At 63.5% G+C, this 20,770-nt stretch carries 18 protein-coding genes and 1 tRNA gene; 12 read left to right on the top strand and 7 right to left on the bottom strand.

Translation table 11 applies throughout. The annotated features are described in order from the left end of the window. Window positions 1–89 precede the first annotated feature (89 nt). Together ACP7BZ_RS14875 and ACP7BZ_RS14870 are read left to right on the top strand one after the other, a co-directional pair. The gene (locus ACP7BZ_RS14875) at window positions 90–812 is read left to right on the top strand and encodes an SIMPL domain-containing protein (protein ID WP_426114449.1); all 723 of its coding nucleotides are present in this window, start codon (window positions 90–92) and stop codon (window positions 810–812) included. 90 nt (window positions 813–902) lie between these two features. Beyond that, on the top strand, window positions 903–1,862 hold the full coding sequence (locus ACP7BZ_RS14870; RefSeq protein ID WP_426114447.1) for an IS1595 family transposase: 960 nt from the start codon (window positions 903–905) through the stop codon (window positions 1,860–1,862). A 63-nt stretch (window positions 1,863–1,925) separates the two neighbouring features. Here the strand turns inward: ACP7BZ_RS14870 and ACP7BZ_RS14865 are convergent, their stop codons facing one another. Beyond that, window positions 1,926–3,227, bottom strand: a complete 1,302-nt coding sequence (locus tag ACP7BZ_RS14865) for a dicarboxylate/amino acid:cation symporter (RefSeq protein ID WP_426114445.1) — start codon at window positions 3,225–3,227, stop codon at window positions 1,926–1,928. A 238-nt stretch (window positions 3,228–3,465) separates the two neighbouring features. On the opposite strand from ACP7BZ_RS14865, the gene ACP7BZ_RS14860 reads away from it, so the two are divergent. Beyond that, a complete protein-coding gene (locus tag ACP7BZ_RS14860) occupies window positions 3,466–5,808 on the top strand; it encodes a serine/threonine protein kinase (protein WP_426114443.1) in 2,343 nt (780 codons plus the stop codon). 17 nt (window positions 5,809–5,825) lie between these two features. Here ACP7BZ_RS14860 and ACP7BZ_RS14855 read toward each other — a convergent pair whose 3' ends face one another. After that, window positions 5,826–7,112, bottom strand: coding sequence for an amidohydrolase family protein (locus tag ACP7BZ_RS14855; RefSeq protein WP_426114441.1), 1,287 nt, complete (start codon window positions 7,110–7,112; stop codon window positions 5,826–5,828). A 66-nt stretch (window positions 7,113–7,178) separates the two neighbouring features. Then, on the bottom strand, window positions 7,179–7,973 hold the full coding sequence (locus tag ACP7BZ_RS14850) for a 3-hydroxybutyrate dehydrogenase (protein ID WP_426114439.1): 795 nt from the start codon (window positions 7,971–7,973) through the stop codon (window positions 7,179–7,181). Between the two features lie 146 nt (window positions 7,974–8,119). Between ACP7BZ_RS14850 and ACP7BZ_RS14845 the strand changes: the two genes are divergently transcribed. The 6 genes from ACP7BZ_RS14845 (at window position 8,120) to ACP7BZ_RS14820 (ending at window position 14,133) form a co-directional block, all read left to right on the top strand. Beyond that, entirely contained in the window at window positions 8,120–9,001 is an 882-nt protein-coding gene (locus tag ACP7BZ_RS14845) for an alpha/beta fold hydrolase (RefSeq protein ID WP_426114437.1), read from the top strand. Between the two features lie 40 nt (window positions 9,002–9,041). Next, window positions 9,042–9,392 (top strand): RidA family protein, encoded by a 351-nt coding sequence (locus tag ACP7BZ_RS14840; RefSeq protein WP_426114435.1) that lies wholly within the window; start codon window positions 9,042–9,044, stop codon window positions 9,390–9,392. Window positions 9,393–9,397: 5 nt separating this feature from the next. Further along, window positions 9,398–11,659, top strand: coding sequence for a RelA/SpoT family protein (locus tag ACP7BZ_RS14835; RefSeq protein ID WP_426114433.1), 2,262 nt, complete (start codon window positions 9,398–9,400; stop codon window positions 11,657–11,659). Window positions 11,660–11,687: 28 nt separating this feature from the next. Continuing rightward, window positions 11,688–12,494, top strand: a complete 807-nt coding sequence (locus ACP7BZ_RS14830; RefSeq protein WP_426114431.1) for an MlaE family ABC transporter permease — start codon at window positions 11,688–11,690, stop codon at window positions 12,492–12,494. 68 nt (window positions 12,495–12,562) lie between these two features. After that, window positions 12,563–13,483: an MlaD family protein gene (locus ACP7BZ_RS14825; RefSeq protein ID WP_426114758.1), complete on the top strand. Its 921-nt coding sequence runs from the start codon at window positions 12,563–12,565 to the stop codon at window positions 13,481–13,483. Then, the gene (locus ACP7BZ_RS14820) at window positions 13,480–14,133 is read left to right on the top strand and encodes a hypothetical protein (protein ID WP_426114429.1); all 654 of its coding nucleotides are present in this window, start codon (window positions 13,480–13,482) and stop codon (window positions 14,131–14,133) included. Before ACP7BZ_RS14825 ends, ACP7BZ_RS14820 begins: the two co-directional genes overlap by 4 nt. Before the next feature lie 39 nt (window positions 14,134–14,172). Here ACP7BZ_RS14820 and ACP7BZ_RS14815 read toward each other — a convergent pair whose 3' ends face one another. The 4 genes from ACP7BZ_RS14815 to ACP7BZ_RS14800 all read right to left on the bottom strand — a co-directional run bounded on the left by ACP7BZ_RS14815 (window position 14,173) and on the right by ACP7BZ_RS14800 (window position 17,836). Continuing rightward, entirely contained in the window at window positions 14,173–15,129 is a 957-nt protein-coding gene (locus tag ACP7BZ_RS14815; protein WP_426114427.1) for an IS1595 family transposase, read from the bottom strand. Window positions 15,130–15,283: 154 nt separating this feature from the next. Continuing rightward, window positions 15,284–15,907, bottom strand: a complete 624-nt coding sequence (locus ACP7BZ_RS14810) for a glutathione S-transferase family protein (RefSeq protein ID WP_426114425.1) — start codon at window positions 15,905–15,907, stop codon at window positions 15,284–15,286. A gap of 2 nt (window positions 15,908–15,909) precedes the next feature. Beyond that, the gene (locus tag ACP7BZ_RS14805; protein ID WP_426114423.1) at window positions 15,910–16,878 is read right to left on the bottom strand and encodes an NAD(P)/FAD-dependent oxidoreductase; all 969 of its coding nucleotides are present in this window, start codon (window positions 16,876–16,878) and stop codon (window positions 15,910–15,912) included. Window positions 16,879–16,909: 31 nt separating this feature from the next. Further along, window positions 16,910–17,836, bottom strand: a complete 927-nt coding sequence (locus ACP7BZ_RS14800; protein WP_426114421.1) for a cation diffusion facilitator family transporter — start codon at window positions 17,834–17,836, stop codon at window positions 16,910–16,912. A 122-nt stretch (window positions 17,837–17,958) separates the two neighbouring features. Here ACP7BZ_RS14800 and ACP7BZ_RS14795 point away from each other — a divergent pair. The 3 genes from ACP7BZ_RS14795 to infC all read left to right on the top strand — a co-directional run bounded on the left by ACP7BZ_RS14795 (window position 17,959) and on the right by infC (window position 20,691). After that, window positions 17,959–18,035 (top strand) — tRNA-Val (locus tag ACP7BZ_RS14795). A gap of 187 nt (window positions 18,036–18,222) precedes the next feature. Next, entirely contained in the window at window positions 18,223–20,130 is a 1,908-nt protein-coding gene (thrS, locus tag ACP7BZ_RS14790; protein ID WP_426114419.1) for a threonine--tRNA ligase, read from the top strand. A 39-nt stretch (window positions 20,131–20,169) separates the two neighbouring features. Then, window positions 20,170–20,691 (top strand): translation initiation factor IF-3, encoded by a 522-nt coding sequence (gene infC / locus ACP7BZ_RS14785; RefSeq protein ID WP_426114756.1) that lies wholly within the window; start codon window positions 20,170–20,172, stop codon window positions 20,689–20,691. Window positions 20,692–20,770: the final 79 nt, after the last annotated feature.

The following is a 20,770-nucleotide window of genomic DNA, read 5'->3' as shown; positions in this document are numbered from 1 at the left end:
ATATTTATTTGGCCCGCGTTGGCTTTTGATGGCTTGATTATTGCGGCGTCTGGCAATAATATAGACAGAACTGTCTACAAGGAAAGCCCATGTCCAGTGCCATTGTTCTTCGCTGTGCCGTCGCTGCTGCAGTGCTGGTGTTTGCCTGCCGCGCAGGTGCCGCCGAGTTTCCCGACTACCCGTTTATTCACACCAGTGGCAGCGGCGTGGTCTACGTTCCGCCCGACCTTGGCGAAATCGATGTTGAAATTGTGCTTGCCGATGCTGACCCGCAGGCCGCGCGCCAGGGCGTCGAGGCGCGTATTGCCGAGATCGGCGTGCTGCTCGCTGGCGTTGGTATCCCGGCCACCGACATTGACGTGCGCGATGTGCGCCGCGAAATGCGCAAAGGGGCAGCGGCGGGGCTGGCGGAGTACGAGCTCAAGTGCGGGGTCCATGTCAAGGTGACCGATCTGGCCAAGTGGAAATCGGTGGTGGCACCGCTGCTGGCGATGGCCAACCTCGATGGCTTTCTGATCGGCTTCGATTCGAGTCGGCGCGAGCAGATCGAGACCGAGCTGACGGCGCAAGCGTTGGCACAGGCGCGCCGGCGCGCCGAGGCGATTGCCGCCGGGGTGGGGCGCAAGCTCGGGCTGGTCAGTGCGGTGTCCACCGGCGAGCTGAAAAATGTCACCCGCGCAGTGGGACTGGGCGGCATGCAAAACGTCACCTACCGCAATCCGGTGAAGGCCGATCCCGAGCGCGAAGGCTTATTGATGATCGTGCCGATGAAGTTGTCGCAATCGGTCGATGTGATTTACCGTTTTAAATAAAAGGCGCTTTACCCGTAAAGTCGGGACACCGGTTGAACTTCATTCTCGCGCGCGACTCCAAGTTACTCGACCATTGATCAGGGGAGTGACATGGACCGCGCCGCTTTCGACCGGCTGTTGCGACGCCTGCGGGCATTGGGCCTGCACGAGCGCGAGAAAATCTGCCTGGAGATGGCCCACTCGATTTGCGGCGAACGCATTTGCGCCCTGATCGAGCAGGCCGGCCAGGACCGCCTACAGTGTCCGCGCTGCCAGAACACCAGGCTGTATCGCGACGGCAGCGCCAATGGCTTGCAACGCTATCGCTGCCGCCAATGCGGGCGCAGCTTTAATAGTTTGACGGGCACGCCGCTGGCGCGCCTGCGCCATAAAGATCGCTGGCTGACCTATCTCGATTGTTTGCGCGATCCAGCGTGTACCGTGCAGCGGGCGGCCGATAAAGTGGGCGTGCATGCAAACACCAGTTTTCGGTGGCGCCACCGTTTTCTCGACTGGGCCAAGTACGACCGGCCGCGCAGCCTGCAGGGCATCGTCGAAGTTGACGAGACGTTTTTATTCGAGTCGCAAAAGGGAGCGAAGCAGTTAACACGACCTGCGCGCCGGCGCGGCGGCGTCGCCAGCCGGCGCGGCATTTCGGCCGAACAGGTCAATATCGTGGTGGCGCGCGACCGCGCCGGCAATACCATTGATTTTATCGGCGGCCGTGGCGCTTTAAAGGCGGCGAGCCTGCAGCGTCATTTGCTGCCAACACTGCAGAGCGATGCCTTGCTGGTCAGCGATGGCAATCCGGTCTACCGCCGGTTTACCCGCGACGCCGGCATTGCCCACCGCGCCGTCAATCTCAAGCGAAAAATCCGCGTCGATGGCGCCATTCACGTACAAAACGTCAACAGCTATCACAGCCGCTTTAAGGGCTGGATGCGTCATTTCAATGGCGTCGCCACCCGCTATCTGGCGAACTACCTGGGTTGGCGCTGGGCCATTGATGGCAATCGCGTCGACAGCGCCGACGGCTTCCTCAGAGCGGCGCTGGCGGTTTTCCGGAGTTAGCGGGTAAAGCGCCAAATAAAAAACGCCGGCAGCGCCGGCGTCTTTGATGGCTGCAAAGCGCGCTTACGCTGCCTCACGCACCGGGAACATTTCCTTGTCATCATCGAGGTGGCTTGGATGACGCAATTCGGCAGCCAGACGATCATGGTCGAGCTCGTTTTCCCATTTCGACACCACGATGGTGGCCACGCCGTTCCCAATGAAATTGGTCAGTGCGCGGCACTCGCTCATGAAGCGGTCGATGCCGAGAATCAGGGCCATGCCGGCCACCGGGATGGTCGGCACCACCGCCAGCGTCGCCGCCAGGGTAATGAAGCCGGCACCGGTGATGCCAGAAGCACCCTTCGAGGTCAGCATGGCAACGCCGAGGATGGTCAGTTCCTGCCAGATGGTCAGCTCGGTGTTGGTGGCCTGGGCCACGAACAGGGCGGCCATGGTCATGTAAATGTTGGTGCCGTCCAGATTGAACGAGTAACCGGTGGGTACCACCAGGCCCACCACCGATTTCGAGCAGCCCAGTTTTTCCAGCTTGCGCATCAGTGCCGGCAGGGCCGATTCCGACGAGCTGGTGCCCAGCACGATCAACAGTTCTTCCTTGATGTAGGAAATAAAGCGGAAGATCGAAAACCCCGTGTACCAGGCAATCGAGCCCAGCACGACGACCACGAACAGGCCGCAGGTGAGGTAAAACGAACCCATCAGCTTGGCCAGCGGCAGCAGCGAGGCAATCCCGAATTTACCGATAGTAAACGCCATGGCGCCAAACGCACCGATCGGCGCGACTTTCATGACGATGCCGACCACGCCGAAAATCACGTGCGAGACATCATCGATCAGACGGGTGACAGGTTTGCCGCGCTCGCCCAGCAGCGACAGCGCAACGCCGAACAGGATGGCGATCAGCAGCACCTGCAAAATCTCGCCCTTGGCAAAGGCATCGACGAAGGTGGTGGGGATGATATTCATGACGAAGTCGACGGTCGACTGGTTCTTCGCCTTGGCGGTGAACTCGGCGATCGACTTGGTGTCCAGGGTGGCCGGATCGGCATTGAAGCCGGCGCCAGGCTTGATCAGGTTGGCCACCATCAAGCCAATGGCCAGCGCGAAGGTCGACACCACCTCGAAATACAACAGGGCCTTGCCTCCGACGCGGCCGACTTTTTTCATATCTTGCATGCCGGCAATGCCGGCCACCACGGTACAGAAAATCACCGGGGCGATGATCATCTTGATCAGTTTGATGAAGCCATCGCCCAGCGGTTTCATGTCGACCGCAATTTTCGGGTAAAACACGCCCAGCAGCACGCCGCAAACAATGGCGAACAACACCTGTACGTACAATATTTTATAAAACGGTTTTTTCATGTAAGTCTCGCTGGCTACAGTGATAATTATTGTGATGGTCGTGCATCATCACCTGCGAGATAGTGGTGGGCAATTGTGGATTTCCACATTTGCGTGTCGGCGTTGCCTGCGATCTGCGCTGGACAGGGGCGGCGGCGTCACACGCTGGTGTCACAGTGCGAATATCGGTTGTGCTTGACGTTGTGACAAAATATACTCGGCGACACCAGAATTGTTGATTTTTGTTATGAATGATGCCATGAACCGCCCCCTGCACGAATCCGCCAACGCCGTCCTCTATCGCGCCCTCGACCTGCCTGCCGGCGATCGCCAGCAATTTATCGCCCAGGCCACCGCCGGCGACCATGCGCTGTTCGACGATGTCCGCACCCTGCTCTCGCGGATCGAGCAGCTCGACCAGTTTCTCGAAGACCCCCTTGAGTTGCCGGTCGAACAGAAAGCGCCGCCGCCGGCGCCGCCCCGCCACGGCGACCTGATCGGCGAGTGGAAGGTCGAGCACGAGCTTGGCCGCAATGGCACTGATCTGATCTTGCTGGTGGCCCGGGCACAGCGCGCCGACAGCTTCGCCACCATGCGCCTGGCCCACAGCGCCGCGCGCGATGGCCAGAGTGCGGCGCGCTTTGAGCAACTGCGCGCCCGCCTCGGAGCGCTCAAGCATGCGGGCATTGCCGTGCCCGGCCCGGTCGCAGTCAGTGCCGATGGCCGGCCTTACTTTGTTGTCGCCCGGGCCACCGGCGTGCCCATCGATCAATTCTGCATCCAGCAGGGACTCAGTGTTGCCCAGCGCGCGGCGCTGCTGGCCAGCGTCTGCGACACCGTCCACTATCTGCACCAGCACCTGATCGTACACCGTGACCTGAAACCGGATGGCCTGCTGGTCGATACGAATGGCGTCGTCAGCGTGCTCGACGTTGGTATGGTGGGCGACGGCTGGGCGGTCGATCCAGCCTACGCCAGCCCGGAGCAGTTCTCTGGCCAGCCGCTGTCGGTCAGCGCCGATATCTATGCGCTGGGCGCGCTGTTGTTCCGGCTGGTGACGGGGTACAACGCCCACGGCACAGACGCTGGCGTGCAGCAGCGCGCCGGCGCCGCGCCGGTGCCAGCGCCTTCGACGCGGGTCGATGCCGCCGCCGCCCCGCTGCTGAGCGCACAGTTGCGGCGCTGGATCGACCCCATCGTCGCGCACGCGCTGGCAGACGATCCTTCGCTGCGTTATCCCTCCGCGCACGCGCTGGCGCGCGACCTGGAACTGGCCAGTGCCGGCCTGCTGGCGGCGCAGGACGTCGCCGCCACCAGCGCACCGGCAGCGGCAGCGACCGCAAAGACCGCAAAGACAGCAGACACAGCAAATACAGCAGACACAGCAAATACAGCAGACACAGCAAATACAGCAAATACAGCAAATACAGCAGACACAGCAAATACAGCAAATACAGCAGAAGCAGCGCACCGGTCCGCGGCGCCGCGCCGAACGCCCATTGCCCTGGTACTGGCGTTGCTGCTGGCCGGTTTCGTCGGTGGTTGGACGGCCGGGCCATGGCTGGAGCGGCAGGCGCTCATGCAGGAAATGATGAAGAGTGGCCGACTGTTAATGACGGCAACGGCGCCGCGCCGCGCCGCGGCGGCCGCGCACAACGTGAGCGAACTGCAAGCCGCCGCCACGCCGGTGGCGGTGGTGGCAGCGGTAAAGCCTGCCGACTTCGCCACCACGCTGGCACTGGCCGCTCGCCTGCAGGCGAGCGCTGAGCTCGATGGCGCGCGTGAGGCGGCCACCCAGGCGCTGGCGCTGTCAGCATTGGTGCCGCAGGCGCAACGCGACCAGGCCGCCGCTGCCGCCAACGCGCGCCTGGGCGCGATCCTGGCTGAACTGGGCCAGTCGGAGGAGGGGCTGGCTGCCTTGCGCCGCGCGCTTGCGCTGCACGAAGCGCACGCGCTGATGGACAAGGGCGACGCCAATCGTGGTGACGGTGAGCGCGCCCAGGCAGCACGCGCCGCCGCCGACGTGCAGCAGGCGATCGCCCAGGTGCTCGGCGCTGGCGGCGATGGCGCTGGCGCCGAAGCAGCGCTGGCGGCGGCGCGCACGGTGTACGAGGCGCAAGTGAAGGCGGCGCCCAGCGACGCCGGCCTGCACCAGCGCCTGCTGTCGATCGAGATGGCGCTGGCGCTGGCGCAAAACGCCCAGAAGCACGGCCGCGACACCGTCGTCACCCTCGCTGGCCTGCGCCGCCTGAGCGGCGCCAGGGACGATGCCAATATCGATGTCCTCGAAGCCTTCGTGCAGCCGCGCGGCACCGCGGAAAAGGCCAATGCAGCGGCGCAGCAGGCATTGAGCCGGCTGCGCCAGTCGTACGACGAGGGCGCCGCCGCCGACCACAGCGCCGACCTCGAGCCGGCCAGGGCGATGGCGCGGGCGGCGACGATGACCGGTGAGATCGGCGTGCGCGCACGGCAGCCGGGGCCGGCCTGCGCTAATTTTGATGAGGCCGGCAAAATCTACGATGAATTGGGCAGTACCCGCCAGAATGCCTACGACCGCCTGGCCATACAGCGGCTGGCGCAGCTGCGCAAAGCCTGTTCCTAGAGCGGCCCGCCGCCCGTTCAGGGTATCGGCAGCGGCGGGCGGCGCACCACGACGCCGCCCTTCATCACCAGCCCAACCTGGCTGACGGCGTCGATGTCGGCCGTCGGATCGCCGTCGACGGCGACCATATCGGCCAGCATGCCCGCCTTCAGTTGGCCCAGTTCGGCGCTCTTGCCGAGGATGGCGGCGCTGACGCTGGTGGCTGCCTGCAAGGCTTCGATCGGCGTCATCCCCAGCCGCACCATCCACACCAGTTCGCGCGCATTGCTGCCGTGGGCGAATACGCCGACATCGCTGCCATTGCCGATGATGACGCCGACTTTGCGCGCCAGCGCGAAAGCCGCAGCGGCCTGCCGCATCGCTGCAGTTGGGGCGCCGCCCCTGACGTGCTGTTGAAAATATTCGCCGATCGCTTCCGGCGCCGTGAGCGTGGGGATGTAGGCGACGCCCTTGTCCTTCATGAGCTTGAAGGTTGCTTCGCTGATACCATAACCATGCTCGATGGTGTCGGCGCCAGCGAGCACCGCCATGCGGGTGGCGCCATCGAGGCTGGCGTGGACGGCCACCTTGCGCCCGCTGACATGGGCGGCCGCCACCAGCGCGTTCATTTCGTCCTGGGTGAAGGTGGGGCGGGCGCTGCCGTCGACGCCGGTGCGGTAATCGGCATAAAACTTGATCCAGTCGGCGCCGTGGGCGCTCTGTTCGCGCACGGCACGGGTGACGCCATCGACGCCGGTGGCTTCCTGGGCACCATGTGGCAGTTCCATGTCGGGGCGGTAGCCGCGCACCGCCGGACCATAGCTGCTGCTGGCGACGATCGCCAGGGTGGCGATGAACAGGCGCGGACCGGCAATGACGCCTTCATCGATGGCGCGCCGGATCGCCACATCGGCGTAACCGGCGCCCTCGGTGCCAAGGTCGCGCAGGGTGGTAAAGCCCGCCTGCAGGGTGGCCGCCGCGTGGCGTGAGGCCAGCAGGGTGCGGTATTCGACCGGCTCCTTGATCACCTGGTCATCCCAGCTGGTCTCGTTATACGGATGGAGCAGCACGTGCGAGTGCAGGTCCATCAAGCCGGGAATCAGGGTCTTGCCGGGCAGGGCGATGCGCTCGGCGCCGGCCGGCACCGTGATCGACGCCGTCGGGCCGGCGGCGACGATGCGGGTGCCATCGACCAGCACGCTCCAGCCGGTGTGGGCGGCGCCGTTGCCGGTCCAGGTGCGCTCGGCGCTGAGCAGCACGGGGGCTGCCTGCAGGGCGCTACTGACGAGCAGCGATAACAGGGCGATCAGGCGTGCTCGATGCATGTGCGTGCACCTTTCAATTGGTGGCGTGGATAAAAAGAGCAGGGGCCCGGGCGTGCGCGTGCGCAATTACTGCGCGACCCAGCCGCCATCCATATTCCACGCCACCCCGCGCACCTGGTTGGCGGCCGGGCTGCAAAAGAACACCGCCAGCGCGCCCAGTTCCTCGGGCGTGACGAATTCGCCCGACGGCTGCTTTTCGGCCAGCAGCGCGCTTTTGGCGACGTCGCCGGCGACGCCGTCGCGGGCGGCGCGGTCGTCGACCTGTTTTTGCACCAGCGGCGTCAAGACCCAGCCCGGACAGATGGCGTTGCAGGTGATACCGGTCTGCGCCGTCTCCAGCGCGGTCACCTTGGTCAAGCCAACCAGGCCGTGCTTGGCGGCGACATAGGCCGATTTTTGCGCCGAGCCCACCAGCCCGTGCACCGAGGCCAGGTTGATGATGCGGCCCCAGTTTTTTTGTTTCATGCCAGGCAGTGCCAGGCGCGAGGTGTGGAAGGCGGAGGTCAGGTTGATGGCAATGATGGCATCCCATTTATCAACGGGAAAATCTTCGATATTCGCCACATGCTGGATGCCGGCATTGTTGACCAGGATATCGATGCCGCCAAAGCGCGTCTGCGCCGCCGCCAGCATCGCCTCGATCTGGCCCGACTTCGACATGTCGGCATTGCTGTAATCGGTGTCGACGCCGAATTCGCTGGCTACCTGGGCGATCAGCGTGGCGATCTGGGCGGCGTCGCCAAAGCCGTTGAACAGCACATTGGCGCCCTGGGCGGCCAGCGCGCGGGCGATGCCAAGGCCGATGCCGGAGGTGGAACCGGTGACCAGGGCCGTCTTGCCGCTTAACATAGTGCTATTCATGAAGTCCTCTATTAAAATGGGTTGGCGCGATGCGGCAATGTTAATAATGCCCGTTCGCAAATACACGTGCTTGGGATTTTAATCGCAACGCCCGTTAAAATGTCGTTCGCGCTGAAATATTGACATGGTGTTTTAAAAGGCAAACGATGGCAGCAACAATCAAATCAGTGCAGTGCATCTCGCCAGCCGGTTTGCACCGCATGGCTTACAAGCAATGGGGCGATGGCGCCAATCCGCGCGTGCTCGTCTGCGTGCATGGCGTCACCCGCGTGGGCGACGATTTCGATGCGCTGGCCGACAGCCTGTCGGACCACTACCGGGTGATCTGCCCCGACGTGGTCGGCCGCGGCCGTTCCGACCATCTGCGCAATCCCGCCTTCTACGCCATCCCCCAGTACGTCAGCGACATGGTGACGCTGATCGCCAGGGTCACCGCCGTCGACGGCAGCGATGGCACGGTCGACTGGTTCGGCACGTCGATGGGTGGTTTGATCGGCATGGTGCTCGCTGGCCAGAGCGCTGCGCCGATCGGCAAACTCATTCTGAATGACATCGGCCCGACGCTCGACCCGGTGGCCTTGCAGCGCATCGCCGCGTATATTGGTCAGGAGCTGCGCTTTGCCAGTTTCGACGATGGCGCGGCGTTTGTGCGCAGCGTGTCGGCCTCGTTCGGCGCGCACACCGAAGCGCAGTGGCACAAGCTGGCCGCCGACGTCCTGCGCCAGGGCGAAGACGGCCAGTGGCAGCGCCATTACGACATGGGCCTGGCGATTCCCCTGCAGACTGCCACGGCCGAATCGGCGCGCGCCGGCGAGGCGGCCCTGTGGGCGGCATACGACGCCATTGCCTGCCCCACGCTGCTGGTGCGCGGCGCCCAGTCCGACCTGCTGACGGCGGCGACTGCCGCGCAGATGGTGGCGCGCGGGCCGCGTCCGCAGCTCGTCGAGATTGCCGGCAGCGGTCACGCCCCCACCTTCGTCGACCCCGCCCAGATCGCCATTGCCCGGCAATTTTTGCTGGGTCAGTAATTTCATCAGTCAAACACGCTATATCACAACAGGAAATTCCATGGAAATTACCCGCCTGCACGTCGGCAAACGCCTCTCCGAAGTCGCCATCCACAATGGCACCGTTTATCTGGCCGGCCAGATTGCCGACGACACCAGTGCCGACATCATCGGCCAGACCCGCGAAGTGCTGGCGTCGGTCGACCGCCTGCTGACCGAAGCGGGCAGCGACAAGACCTGCATCCTGATGTGCCAGATTTTTATTACCGACATGACGCTGTTTGCCGACATGAACGTGGTGTGGGATGAGTGGATCGCCGCCGGCCATACGCCGCCGCGCGCCACCGTCGAGGCCAAGCTGGCCAATCCCGCCTGCCTGGTCGAGATCTGCGTCACCGCCGCCCTGCGTTAAGCCGTATGGTCGCCATTGCAGCACTGGGCAGCGTGACCGCTGAACTGGTCCAGGGTCTGGGCGTGGAGGACAGCGCCCGCGTGACGGCGGCGCTGGCCTTCGCCACCGTAGCGTATGCCGACAAGCAGTGCGGCTCGGGGCAGGAGGCGCTGGCGTTTTCGATCGGCGCGGCCAGCACCCTGGCGTTCCTGCGCAGCGACGCCGAGACCCGTATCGCCGGCTTGATGTTCGAGCTGACGGTGATCGAACCGGCCGCCGCCGCCGGCCTGGAAACGCGCTTTGGCAAGGAAGTGACCGACCTGGTCACCGGCGTGCGCCAGCTGATCCGCCTGCGCGACATGACGGTGGGCCAGCAGGCCACCGGCCAGCCGGCCGCGCGCGCGCGCGGCGCTGCCCAGGCCGCCGTCGCCCAGATCGAAACGCTGCGCAAGATGTTGCTGGCAATGGCCAGCGACATGCGCGTGGTGCTGGTGCGGCTGGCCTCGTGTGTCACCACGCTGCGCTGGTTCGCCGAACAAAAACTGTTTAACGACATGACGCGCGCCTACGGCCGCGAAACCATGGATCTGTACGCGCCGCTGGCCAACCGGCTCGGCATCTGGCAACTCAAGTGGGAGCTGGAAGACCTGTCGTTCCGCTTCATGGAGCCGGACACCTATAAACGCATTGCCAGGATGCTCGAAGAAAAGCGCATGCTGCGCGAGAGCTTCGTGCAGTCAGCCATCACGCGGCTCGATGACGAACTGGCGGCCGCTGGCATCAAGGCCGAGGTGTTCGGCCGGCCCAAACATATTTACAGCATCTGGAACAAGATGCGTGGCAAGGAACTCAATTTCGACGAACTCTACGATGTGCGCGCCTTTCGCGTGATCGTCGAGGACGACCGCAGCTGTTACGCCGTGCTGGGGCTGGTGCACAATATCTGGACCCCCATCCCGAAAGAATTCGACGACTACATCTCGCGGCCGAAAGCGAACGGCTACCAGTCGCTGCACACGGTGGTGACGGCCGACGATGGCCGTCCGCTCGAAGTGCAGATCCGCACCCAGGCCATGCACAATTTTGCCGAATACGGCATTGCCGCCCACTGGCGCTACAAGGAAGAGGGCGGTTCGAACTTCAAGGGTGAAAAATACGACGAGAAAATCGCCTGGCTGCGTCAGCTGCTGGCCTGGAAAACCGACGTCGCCGACGCCGTGGTGGGCCAGGAAGGGCAGGAAGAAATCCAGAAAGAGTGGGTGGAAAAGCTCAAGTCGACCACCCTGGATGACCGCATCTTTGTGCTGACCCCGCAGGCGCGCGTGCTCGAATTGCCGGTGGGGGCCACTCCCATCGATTTTGCTTACCATCTGCACAGCGAAGTGGGCCACCGCTGCCGCGGCGCCCGCGTCGATGGCGTGATGGTGCCGCTCAATACCCCGCTGCGCAACGGCCAGAGCTGCGAAATCATTACCGCCAAGGGCGCGCCCGGCAGCGCCGGGCCGTCGCGCGACTGGCTCACCCCCGGGTACACCGCCAGCAACCGCACGCGTACTAAGGTGCGCGCCTGGTTTCACGCGATCGATCTGGCCGAAACGCTGGCCCATGGCCGCGCCATGGTGGAAAAAACCTTGCAGCGCGAAGGCAAGACAGCGGTCAACCTGGAAGCGCTGGCCCACAAGCTGGGCTTTTCCAAGGTCGACGACCTGTTCGGCGCCGTCGGCAAGGAAGAATTTTCGCTGCGCCACGTCGAGCAAGCCTTGCACGACAGCGGCGAAGTGGCCGAAGTGGAAGACGCCGTGGTGGTGCGCAACAGCCGCGCTTCCAGTGTCGAACAGGGCGCCAAGTCGGGCGTGCTGGTGGTAGGCACCGAGGGGTTGTTGACGGTGCTGGCCAAGTGCTGCAAGCCGGCACCGCCTGATGGCATCGTCGGCTTCGTCACGCGCGGCAAGGGGGTGTCGATCCACCGCGCCAACTGCAAAAATTTTGCCGAGATGCGCAGCAAGGCGCCCGAGCGCGTCATCCATACCGACTGGGGCCGCGCCGGCCAGGACACGGTCTATCCGGTCGATCTGTTCATCCTGGCGGGCGACCGCCAGGGCTTGCTGCGCGATATCTCCGAAGTGTTTTCGCGTGAAAAAATCAACGTCATCGGCGTCAATACCCAGAGTGCCAAGGGGCAGGCGCGCATGACGTTCACGGCCGAAATCGGCTCGACGGCGCAGCTGCAGAAAGCTTTGATGGCGATCCTGGAAGTGTCCGGCGTGCAAGAGGCGCGCCGCCATTGAGCGCGCCCCTGCGCGCCGGCCGGCGCCCGTGACCGGCTTTATTTACACCAAGCCGGAGCGCTGGCTGACCTACTTCGGCCACTGGCTGGGCAGCTGGTGGCGCCTGCTGCTACTGGGCGCGACGGCGCTGGTGCTGGCACTGTCGCCGTCGACCTATACGCGGGCACACCGGCGCGCTACCTCGCTGCAAATTTACCTGGGCGCCTGGCAGGTGTTGCCGTGGTTTACGGCGCTGGCCGCGCTGGTGAGCCTGGTGGTCATTCGCATCGTGCTCGTTACCGCCAGCAGTTATGGCCTGTCCAGGTTTGCCCTCGAGATGGTGGTGCGGGTGCTGGTGCTCGAGCTCATTCCCCTCGCCGCCGCCCTGTTCGTCGCCTTGCGCGCCGGCCTGAAATTTAACCTGGCCGCGATCGAGCCGCTGGCCGCCGATGCCGACGCCGCCTATGCGCTGGGGCTGCGCCGCGTGCTGGTGGCCGAAGTGAGCGGCAATGCCGTTTCCGTATTGACGCTGGCGATGGTCAGCAGCATCATCGTGCTGTTGCTGGCCTACCTGAATGTGTATGGCGTCTCGCCGTGGGGCTTGAGCGATTACACCCGCACGGTGGGGCGCGTGTTCGATCCATTGGTGACGCTCGGCTTCGTGCTCAAGACCGTGTTGTTCGGCCTGGCGGTGGCGGTGATCCCGGCGGCGGCGCTGGTGGAGATCGCCCGTTTCGGCCGCAGTGATGGGGCCGGCGCCACTGCCCCCACATCGACCATGCAGCCCGGTGCGGTGCGTTTGCTGTTCGTCCTGTTCGTCATCGAGGCCGTGTCGCTGGCCGTCAAATTCGTGTAACCCGTCGTGTATTCTGTGTAGGAGTCCCATTGGAAGAAAACAAAGCCGAGCCAGGCCGGCAGGCCGGGATGATGCTCGAGGAGCCGCCCCACGTGGAAATCAAGGCGCTGCTGTTGCTGGCGCTGATGGTCGCGCTGGTGCTGGGCTTTCTCGGCTACGTCATGTACGCGCGCGGGGTGTTCGAGCCGACCCAGGATCTGGTGCTCATTGCCGACGACTCCGAAGGGGTGATTCCCGGCATGGACATGACCTTCGCCGGCTTTGCCATCGGCCGCGTGCGTCAGGTCGACCTGGCGCCCGATGGCAAAGCGCGCATTGCCATCGATGTGCCGCAAAAAGATGCGCGCTGGCTGCGCGTGTCGAGCGTGTTCACGCTCGAACGGGGGCTGGTGGGCGACACCCACATCAAGGCCTATAGCGGCCAGCTGAGCGATGCGCCGATGCCGGCCGGCGCCACCCGCACGGTGCTGCGCGGCGACACTGCGGCGGAAATTCCCCGCCTGGTGGCCACCGCCCGCACCCTGCTGGACAACCTCGAGGCGATCACCCGCGCCGATTCGGCGCTGGCGGGCACCCTGGCCAATGTGCAAAGTGCCAGTGCGCGCCTGTCGGGCAAATACGGCCTGCTCGGCGGCGCCCTCGGCGGCGACGACGAAGCCAAAAAGCTGATGCTGGCGCTCGACCGCGTCAATGGCTTGCTGGCCCATGCCGACCAGCGCGTGTTTGGCAAGAACGGGGTGGTGGACGACACCCAGGCGGCGGTGGTGCAACTGCGCGTGGTGCTCAACGACGCCAGCGCCACCCTCAAAAAAGTCGATGCCGTGCTGGTCGAGGCGCAGGCGGTGGGCAAGAATGCGCGCGTGGCCACCGATGATCTGGGTGCGCTGCGCACCGAGGTCGATGTCAGCCTGCACAAGGTGACCCGGCTGGTCGATGAAATCAACCGCAAGTGGCCGTTTGCCAAACCATCGGAGTTAAAGCTGCCATGATCGTTTGCTTGGGACCGCGCCATGGATTGCTGCTGGCTGCAGCGTTGTTGCTGGCCGCTTGCGTCAGCAGGCAGGTTGAACCCGCGTGGCGCAGCGACGCATCCGGCGCGCTCGACAGTTTTACCAAGGAATACCTGGCGGGCAATAGTGCGGCCGCCGCAGCCGACTTTGCGCGCGCGCGCAGCGCCATGAGCAGCACCGGCCGCGCCGCGCTGGTCGCGCACGCTGAGTTGCTGCGCTGCGCCGTCAAAACGGCCAGTGCCGAGGTGGGCGAGTGCGACGGTTTTGCGCCGCTGGCAGCCGATGCCACGCCCGCCGAGCGCGCCTATGCGGCGTATCTGGCGGGGCACTGGCAAGCGCTGCCGGCCGACTTGTTGCCACCGCAGCATCAGGCGATTGCCCGCGGCAGCGCCGGCCTGGCCGGCATGAGCGATCCGCTGGCGCAGCTGGTGGCGGCCGGTGCGCTGCTGCAGGCGGGCAGACTGGCGCCGGCCGACATCGCGCTGGCCATCGACACGGCCTCGGCGCAGGGCTGGCGGCGGCCGCTGCTGACCTGGCTGGGGGTGGCGGCGCAGCGGGCGCAGGCAGCGGGCGATGTGGCTGAGGTGGCGCGCATTCATCGACGTATCGCGCTGGTGCAGGCACCGTAACATGCTGGCTTGGCGCTAAAGGACAAGGCGCTGTCGCTGTTAAGTATGGAAGACCCCGATTGCGGCCCTCAGCAGGGCTGCCGGGGAATCGATGCGCTGCTGGTCAATGGCCCAACGCCAACCAAGGTAGTTGGGCAGGTAGCGCGTGGCAACGCCGTGGAAGCCGTTTAGCCAGGTGTGAAAGCGGCGGTGATAGGCACTCACGTTTTGCACGTGAATGGCGCCACGCACCCGCTCGCCAGCGCGCTGGCTGACATACTCATGCGAGATGCCGGCCCGGCGGGCGAAGCTCCGATAGGCATGGTGTCCATCGGTCACCAGCAGGGCGTCGCGGGCCAGTACCGGTTGCAGGTATTGCCTGAGCTGGCTTGCGGTGACTGCGCCGCGCCCGGTGACAAAATCGAGCGTCGCCCCACTGCGGTCCCGGCCGGCCAGGATGCATACGTGCTCGTGCGAAATGCCACGTTTCGATGCCCGCCCGCCCTGTTTGCGAGGGGGGCGGGGCAGCTCGCGCGCGCCTTTTTGCGATTCGAGCAAAAACGTTTCATCGGCCTCGGCAATGCCACTCAGGCACACGGGCCGGTCGTCTTTGGTGCGCGCCAGAAAGCGGTGGCGCCAGCGCATGCTGGTGTTTTTGGCGACCTCGACGATTGAAGCGGCCTTGCGCACGGTACCCGAATCGAGCATGCAATCGGCGTAGGCGAGCCACTTGTGCTTGTGGCGCAGGCGCGCCAGCGGCGTGCCGGTCAGGCTGTTAAACGTCCTGCCGCAGGCGCGGCAGCGAAAGCGCTGCAGGCCATGTTTGGCGCCATGCCGGTACAGGCTGTTGCCCTGGCAGCGCGGGCAGCACAGCTTGTTTGCGACCGCCTTTTCAATCAGGTCTACTACCTGGCCCTGATTGACGACAGGCTGCAGCAGTGCCAGTACCTGCGCGCACTGGCTCCTGGACAATTGAGCAATCTGGGTGACAAATCTGCTGAACGCACTCGCATCCATGGCGGTCTCCGGCGACTCGACGATACCGGTCAGACCTCAGCAATCAAAAACGGTTCACTACTTTACGTGGACAGCGCCAAGGGCAATGGGGACAGGCACCGTGGGTGCCAGTCTCCCCTGCTGCAATGATGGGTAACTGCAAGGTATGAGCGCTTCAAGCCATCCCGTTATTGCCGTGTTCTAAAAAACCGGCACGCGTCGACAGCCGCGCAAAATATTGTTCGACCGCCGGCAGCGCAGCATGCGCCAGCGGCGTCGCCTTCCACCGATTCACCGACAGGCCAATGACGATGTCGGCCAGCGTCAGCTGCGCTCCACACACGAACGCCCCGGTGGCCGCCAGCTGCTGCTCGAGGAGCGTCATGGCGCCATTCCAGCTGCTCACGCTGCCGGCAATCAGCGTGCCATCCTGGTGCTGCGGGCTGTGCCTGACCAGCGCCATGAAGGCATAGCGCCAGGCATTGTTCAGTTCCGTTGCCTGCCAGTCCATCCAGCGTTCGACCAGCGACCGTTCGCGCGCCGAGCGGGGCAGCAGCACGCCGTCGCCATACTGGTTCGCCAGGTAACGGCAAATGCTATTGGACTCCCACACAACAAAACCGTCGTCATCGATGACCGGCACCAGCCCGTTCGGATTGATCGCCAAGAACTGCGGCGATTGCAGTGACAGTGCACCGGTGCCCCAGGCCTCGAGCGTGTAGGGCAGGTCCAGCTCGGCGCACGTCCACAGCACCTTGCGCACATTGATCGAGCTCGGTTTGCCGAGAATCTTTAGCATCCTCATCGCTCCTGAACGGCTGCGCGCAGGGTCCACGGCAGCGCGTTGTGAATGCGGGTAGCGGCAATGGCGGCCTGGCCGGTGGCCACGCTGATCTGGTTCAGTCCGCGCACCACGTCGCCCACTGCGTACAGCCCGGGCATGCCGGTGGCCTGGCCGTCATCAACGAGCAGCTCGCCGCAGTCGGCGCTGGCAGCGCCCAGCGCGATTGCCAGCCGCGAATGGGCCACTTCACCGAGCATGGGGTAGAGCACATCAAACGGGTGGCTCTGACCGTCGCCCGTGTGCAGCACCGGCAGCAACTTGGGCGTAAGGGTGACCGCGCGCACTGGCGAAGCAATATAGGGTACCCCAGCGGCAGCGAGCTGCTGCTGCTCGGGGGCGCTGACGATGGCGTCTTCGCTGCGATCGAACAGGGTGACGCTGGCCGAAAAGCTGCGCATGAACATGGCGTGGCCGATCGGATTGGTGCTGGACGACACCACGGCGATGCGCCGGTCGACCACATCGTAACCATCGCACACGGGGCACAGGCGGATCGCCCCGCTGGCCACCGCTTCGCGCCAGCGCTCGACCGGCAGGCTGTTGTCGGTAATGCCGGTGGCCATGATGACGGTCAGTGCGCGCACTTCGCCGCCCGCCCAGCTGGCGACAAAGGTGCCGTCGTCGATGCGTAGCGCCGTGATGGCGCCGGCGGTGATGGTGCCGCCGTAGCGCTGCAGCTGGGCGCGCAAATTGTCCAGCAGCGCCTGGCCGCCTACGCCTTCGGGAAAGCCGGGGTAGTTGTGCGACACGGGAATCCAGCTGGCGCGGCTGTTGCCCTTGTCGAACACGGCGACGTGGCGCATGAAGCGGCGCAAATAAATGGCGGCCGTTAATCCACCCGGCCCGGCGCCGATGACCAGGGTGTCGTAGACAAGGGACGGGGGTGCGCCAACAGCTGCGGCACACGGGGACGGCGACTGGCCCATGGTTTTTTTACAATATGACGAAAATCATATCTTAAGCCATTTGACGCCGCCCCGGCGCGCATCTCGGTTCTGGCTGCAGGGTCACGTGGTCGATGCCATATTTGGCCAGCAACATGTCCTGTACCGCCAGCAGCACGCCTGGCCAAGCCACCAGGTCATCGATCTGCAGGTGGCCGATCAGGGCCGGCTCGCCCGGCGACATGTCCCAGATGTGCAGGTCGTGGACGCCGTGCACGCCCTCGATGGCGGCAAGGTCTGCGCCGACCTGGACGTAATCGATTTGCACGGGCACGCCTTTCATGAGGAAGTGGTAGGACTCGCGCAGCACGCCGATGGTCGATTTTAAGATCAGCAGCGACACCAGGATCGATAGCAGCGGATCGATGCGCACCCAGCCTGTCCAATAAATGACGGCGCCGGCAATCACGGCGGCGATCGAGCCGAGCAGGTCGCCCATCACATTGACCAGCGCCGCCCGCGTGTTCATGTTCTGGCTGTCGCGCGACAGGATCCACGCCACCAGCAAATTGATGACGATGCCAACGGCGGCCACGAACAGCACCACGTTGCCATGCACTTGTTCAGGCCGGTTGAAGCGGCCGACCGCCTCGATCACGATCCAGCTTACCAGTGCCAGCATGGCGATACAGTTGACGAAGGCGGCCAGCGCTTCGGCACGGCCGAAGCCGAACGAATGGCGGCTTGACGGCGGCCGCCGAGCAATATACTGGGCGAACAGGGCCAGGCCGAGGGCGGCGCCATCGGTGACCATGTGGCCGGCGTCAGAAATGAGCGCCAGCGAATTGGCCATGACGCCGGTGACGGCTTCGATGACGGCAAATAACAGCGTCAGCAGGAGGGCAAATACCAGCGCGGTCTGGCTGCGGCCGACCACGACGTGGGTATTGGTGGCGTCGCCGTCGAGGTGGGCGTGGAGGTGGGTGGAGTCAGTTTGCATGTTCGCAAGTTTATCGGATAGTGGGCCCAGCGGTGCAAATCCGGCCCGATTGGCAGCGATGCGGGCGCGCTGCCAGAAAGCGCTTGTCAGGCCCGCCTTGCGTCACTATAATGTTGGTCTTCGGGCGGTTAGTTCAGCTGGTTAGAATACTTGGTCGACATCCAAGGGGTCGCAGATTCGAATTCTGCACCGCCCACCAGTACACTGTAAGAGCGAGAAAGGCACCATGGTTATGACACCGCGAACTACGACGGAGTTGTTCCAGCGACGTTGGTCGAGGTGAATTCTTTCGCTCTTTGAAAAGAAAAAACGCGGCCAGTCCGCGTTTTTTTTCGTCCACATTTTTATTGCTTACCTTGGCGCTACGCGCGCAAATGGAGATCAGCATGCTTTCAGTCCGCCTTCCCGATGGTTCCGCCCGCCAGTTTGAGGGCCCCGTCACCGTCGCCCAGGTCGCCGCCAGCATTGGTACCGGTCTTGCCAAGGCCGCCCTGGCCGGCAAGGTCGACGGTAAAGTCGTCGACACTTCCTACCTGATCGAGCGCGATGCGGATCTTGCTATCATCACCGACAAGGACCCCGAAGGTCTCGACGTCATCCGCCATTCGGCTGCCCACCTGCTGGCCTACGCCGTCAAGTCGCTGTACCCGGATGCCCAGGTGACCATCGGTCCGGTCATCGAAAACGGTTTTTATTACGACTTTTCGTACAAGCGCCCCTTCACGCCCGATGATCTCGCTGCCATCGAAAAGAAAATGCTGGAGCTGGCGAAGAAGGATGAGCCGGTCACCCGCAAAGTGATGCCGCGCGACGAAGCGGTCGATTACTTCACCTCCATCGGTGAGCACTACAAGGCGGAAATCATCGGCTCGATTCCCGCCAATGAAGATGTGTCGCTGTATGCCGAAGGCGCGTTTACCGACCTGTGCCGCGGTCCGCACGTACCATCAACCGGCAAGATCAAGGTCTTCAAGCTGATGAAGCTGGCCGGCGCTTACTGGCGCGGCGACTCCAAAAACGAGATGCTGCAGCGTGTCTACGGCACCGCCTGGGCCAAAAAGGAAGACCAGGAGTTGTACCTGCACAACCTGGAAGAAGCGGAAAAGCGCGACCACCGTAAACTGGGCAAGCAGCTCGACCTGTTCCACTTCCAGGACGAGGCCCCGGGCCTGGTGTTCTGGCACCCGAAAGGCTGGACCATCTGGCAGCAGGTGGAGCAATACATGCGCCACAAATACCAGGTCAATGGCTACCAGGAAGTGAAGGCGCCGCAAATTCTTGACCGCAGCCTGTGGGAAAAGACGGGTCACTGGGAAAATTATCGCGAAAATATGTTTTCCACCGAATCGGAAAATCGTTCCTACGCGTTAAAGCCGATGAATTGCCCCGGTCACGTGCAGATTTACAACGCCGGCATGAAAAGCTACCGCGATTTGCCACTGCGCTTTGGTGAGTTCGGCCAGTGCCACCGCAACGAGCCGTCCGGCGCGCTGCACGGCATCATGCGGGTGCGCGGCTTTACCCAGGATGACGGTCACATTTTTTGTACCGAAGAGCAGATCGCGCCGGAAGTGGTGGCCTTCCACGCCCAGGCCATGGAAGTCTACAAGGACTTTGGCTTTACCAATATCGACGTCAAGATCGCCCTGCGTCCCGACAATCGCATCGGTGCCGACGAAGTGTGGGACGAAGCCGAGGAAGCGCTGCGCGCCGCGCTGCGCAACTGTGGCGTGGAATGGACCGAGCTGCCGGGCGAGGGCGCTTTTTATGGGCCGAAAATCGAATACCATCTGAAGGACAGCATTGGCCGCCCATGGCAGGTGGGCACCATGCAAGTCGATTTCTCCATGCCGGGCCGGCTGGGCGCCGAATATGTTGCAGTTGACAATACGCGCAAGGTGCCGGTCATGCTGCACCGCGCCATCGTGGGATCGATGGAACGTTTTATTGGCATGCTGATCGAACACCATGCGGGCGCCATGCCGCTGTGGCTGGCACCGCTGCAAGTTGTCGTCTTGAACATCTCCGATGCGCAGGCGGAATTCGCCCAGCAAGTCACCGCTGAACTGCGCCAGGCGGGTGTGCGCGTACACGCTGATTTGCGAAACGAGAAAATAACCTATAAAATACGTGAACATTCCGTCCAAAAACTGCCATATATTATTGTCATTGGCGACAAAGAGCGGGATGCCAACACTGTGGCCGTGCGAGCACGGGGCAACATCGATTTGGGCGTCATGCCGGTCGCTGCCCTGCTGGAGCGTATCAAACTAGAGATCGCTACCAAGGCTTGATCCGCGCGGCCGAAATTTCAGACTTTAAAAGGAAACAACATAGCTACTGACAAGTCGCATCGCATCAATGGCGAAATCACTGCCCCCGAAATGCGCTTATCCGGGGTGGACAACGAGCCGCTTGGCATTGTGAGCCTGGCGGATGCTTTCCGTCTGGCCGAAGAAGCCAACGTGGACCTGGTGGAAATTGCGCCCACGGCGCAACCGCCGGTATGCCGCTTGATGGACTACGGCAAGTTCAAGTACTCGGAGCAAAAGAAGGCGCACGAGGCGAAGCTCAAGCAAAAGATCATCCAGGTCAAGGAAGTCAAATTCCGTCCGGGTACCGACGATGGCGATTACGGCATCAAATTGCGTAATCTCATCAAGTTCCTCGACGAAGGCGACAAGACCAAGATCACCCTGCGCTTCCGCGGTCGCGAGATGGCCCACCAGGACATCGGTTTCCGCATGCTCGAACGTCTGAAAGCCGATCTGGAGCCGTATGGCCAGGTTGAGCAGTTTCCCAAGATGGAAGGGCGCCAGATGATCATGATTCTTTCCCCGAAGAAAAAGAAGTAAGACTTCCGTTTCACACGGCAGACGGTCGCGGCGAGGTAACTCGGCCGCGATTTGTTTTTGGGGTGCTGTATTTTGTGGC

This window comes from Massilia sp. PWRC2 (assembly GCF_049896725.1).
Lineage (GTDB): Bacteria > Pseudomonadota > Gammaproteobacteria > Burkholderiales > Burkholderiaceae_D > JAFCUW01.
This window is presented reverse-complemented; position numbering and strand designations above follow the sequence as displayed.

What these genes read in the sequence shown, in the direction of transcription:
- ACP7BZ_RS14810 (WP_426114425.1), bottom strand. Translation starts at nt 15,907, where the DNA reads ATGCTAAAGATTCTCGGCAAACCGAGCTCGATCAATGTGCGCAAGGTG.
- ACP7BZ_RS14855 (WP_426114441.1), bottom strand. Translation starts at nt 7,112, where the DNA reads ATGCATCGAGCACGCCTGATCGCCCTGTTATCGCTGCTCGTCAGTAGC.
- ACP7BZ_RS14845 (WP_426114437.1), top strand. Translation starts at nt 8,120, where the DNA reads ATGGCAGCAACAATCAAATCAGTGCAGTGCATCTCGCCAGCCGGTTTG.
- ACP7BZ_RS14825 (WP_426114758.1), top strand. Translation starts at nt 12,563, where the DNA reads ATGATGCTCGAGGAGCCGCCCCACGTGGAAATCAAGGCGCTGCTGTTG.
- ACP7BZ_RS14865 (WP_426114445.1), bottom strand. Translation starts at nt 3,227, where the DNA reads ATGAAAAAACCGTTTTATAAAATATTGTACGTACAGGTGTTGTTCGCC.
- ACP7BZ_RS14820 (WP_426114429.1), top strand. Translation starts at nt 13,480, where the DNA reads ATGATCGTTTGCTTGGGACCGCGCCATGGATTGCTGCTGGCTGCAGCG.
- ACP7BZ_RS14800 (WP_426114421.1), bottom strand. Translation starts at nt 17,836, where the DNA reads ATGCAAACTGACTCCACCCACCTCCACGCCCACCTCGACGGCGACGCC.
- thrS (WP_426114419.1), top strand. Translation starts at nt 18,223, where the DNA reads ATGCTTTCAGTCCGCCTTCCCGATGGTTCCGCCCGCCAGTTTGAGGGC.
- ACP7BZ_RS14850 (WP_426114439.1), bottom strand. Translation starts at nt 7,973, where the DNA reads ATGAATAGCACTATGTTAAGCGGCAAGACGGCCCTGGTCACCGGTTCC.
- ACP7BZ_RS14870 (WP_426114447.1), top strand. Translation starts at nt 903, where the DNA reads ATGGACCGCGCCGCTTTCGACCGGCTGTTGCGACGCCTGCGGGCATTG.
- ACP7BZ_RS14875 (WP_426114449.1), top strand. Translation starts at nt 90, where the DNA reads ATGTCCAGTGCCATTGTTCTTCGCTGTGCCGTCGCTGCTGCAGTGCTG.
- ACP7BZ_RS14805 (WP_426114423.1), bottom strand. Translation starts at nt 16,878, where the DNA reads ATGGGCCAGTCGCCGTCCCCGTGTGCCGCAGCTGTTGGCGCACCCCCG.
- ACP7BZ_RS14840 (WP_426114435.1), top strand. Translation starts at nt 9,042, where the DNA reads ATGGAAATTACCCGCCTGCACGTCGGCAAACGCCTCTCCGAAGTCGCC.
- ACP7BZ_RS14815 (WP_426114427.1), bottom strand. Translation starts at nt 15,129, where the DNA reads ATGGATGCGAGTGCGTTCAGCAGATTTGTCACCCAGATTGCTCAATTG.
- ACP7BZ_RS14860 (WP_426114443.1), top strand. Translation starts at nt 3,466, where the DNA reads ATGAACCGCCCCCTGCACGAATCCGCCAACGCCGTCCTCTATCGCGCC.
- ACP7BZ_RS14835 (WP_426114433.1), top strand. Translation starts at nt 9,398, where the DNA reads ATGGTCGCCATTGCAGCACTGGGCAGCGTGACCGCTGAACTGGTCCAG.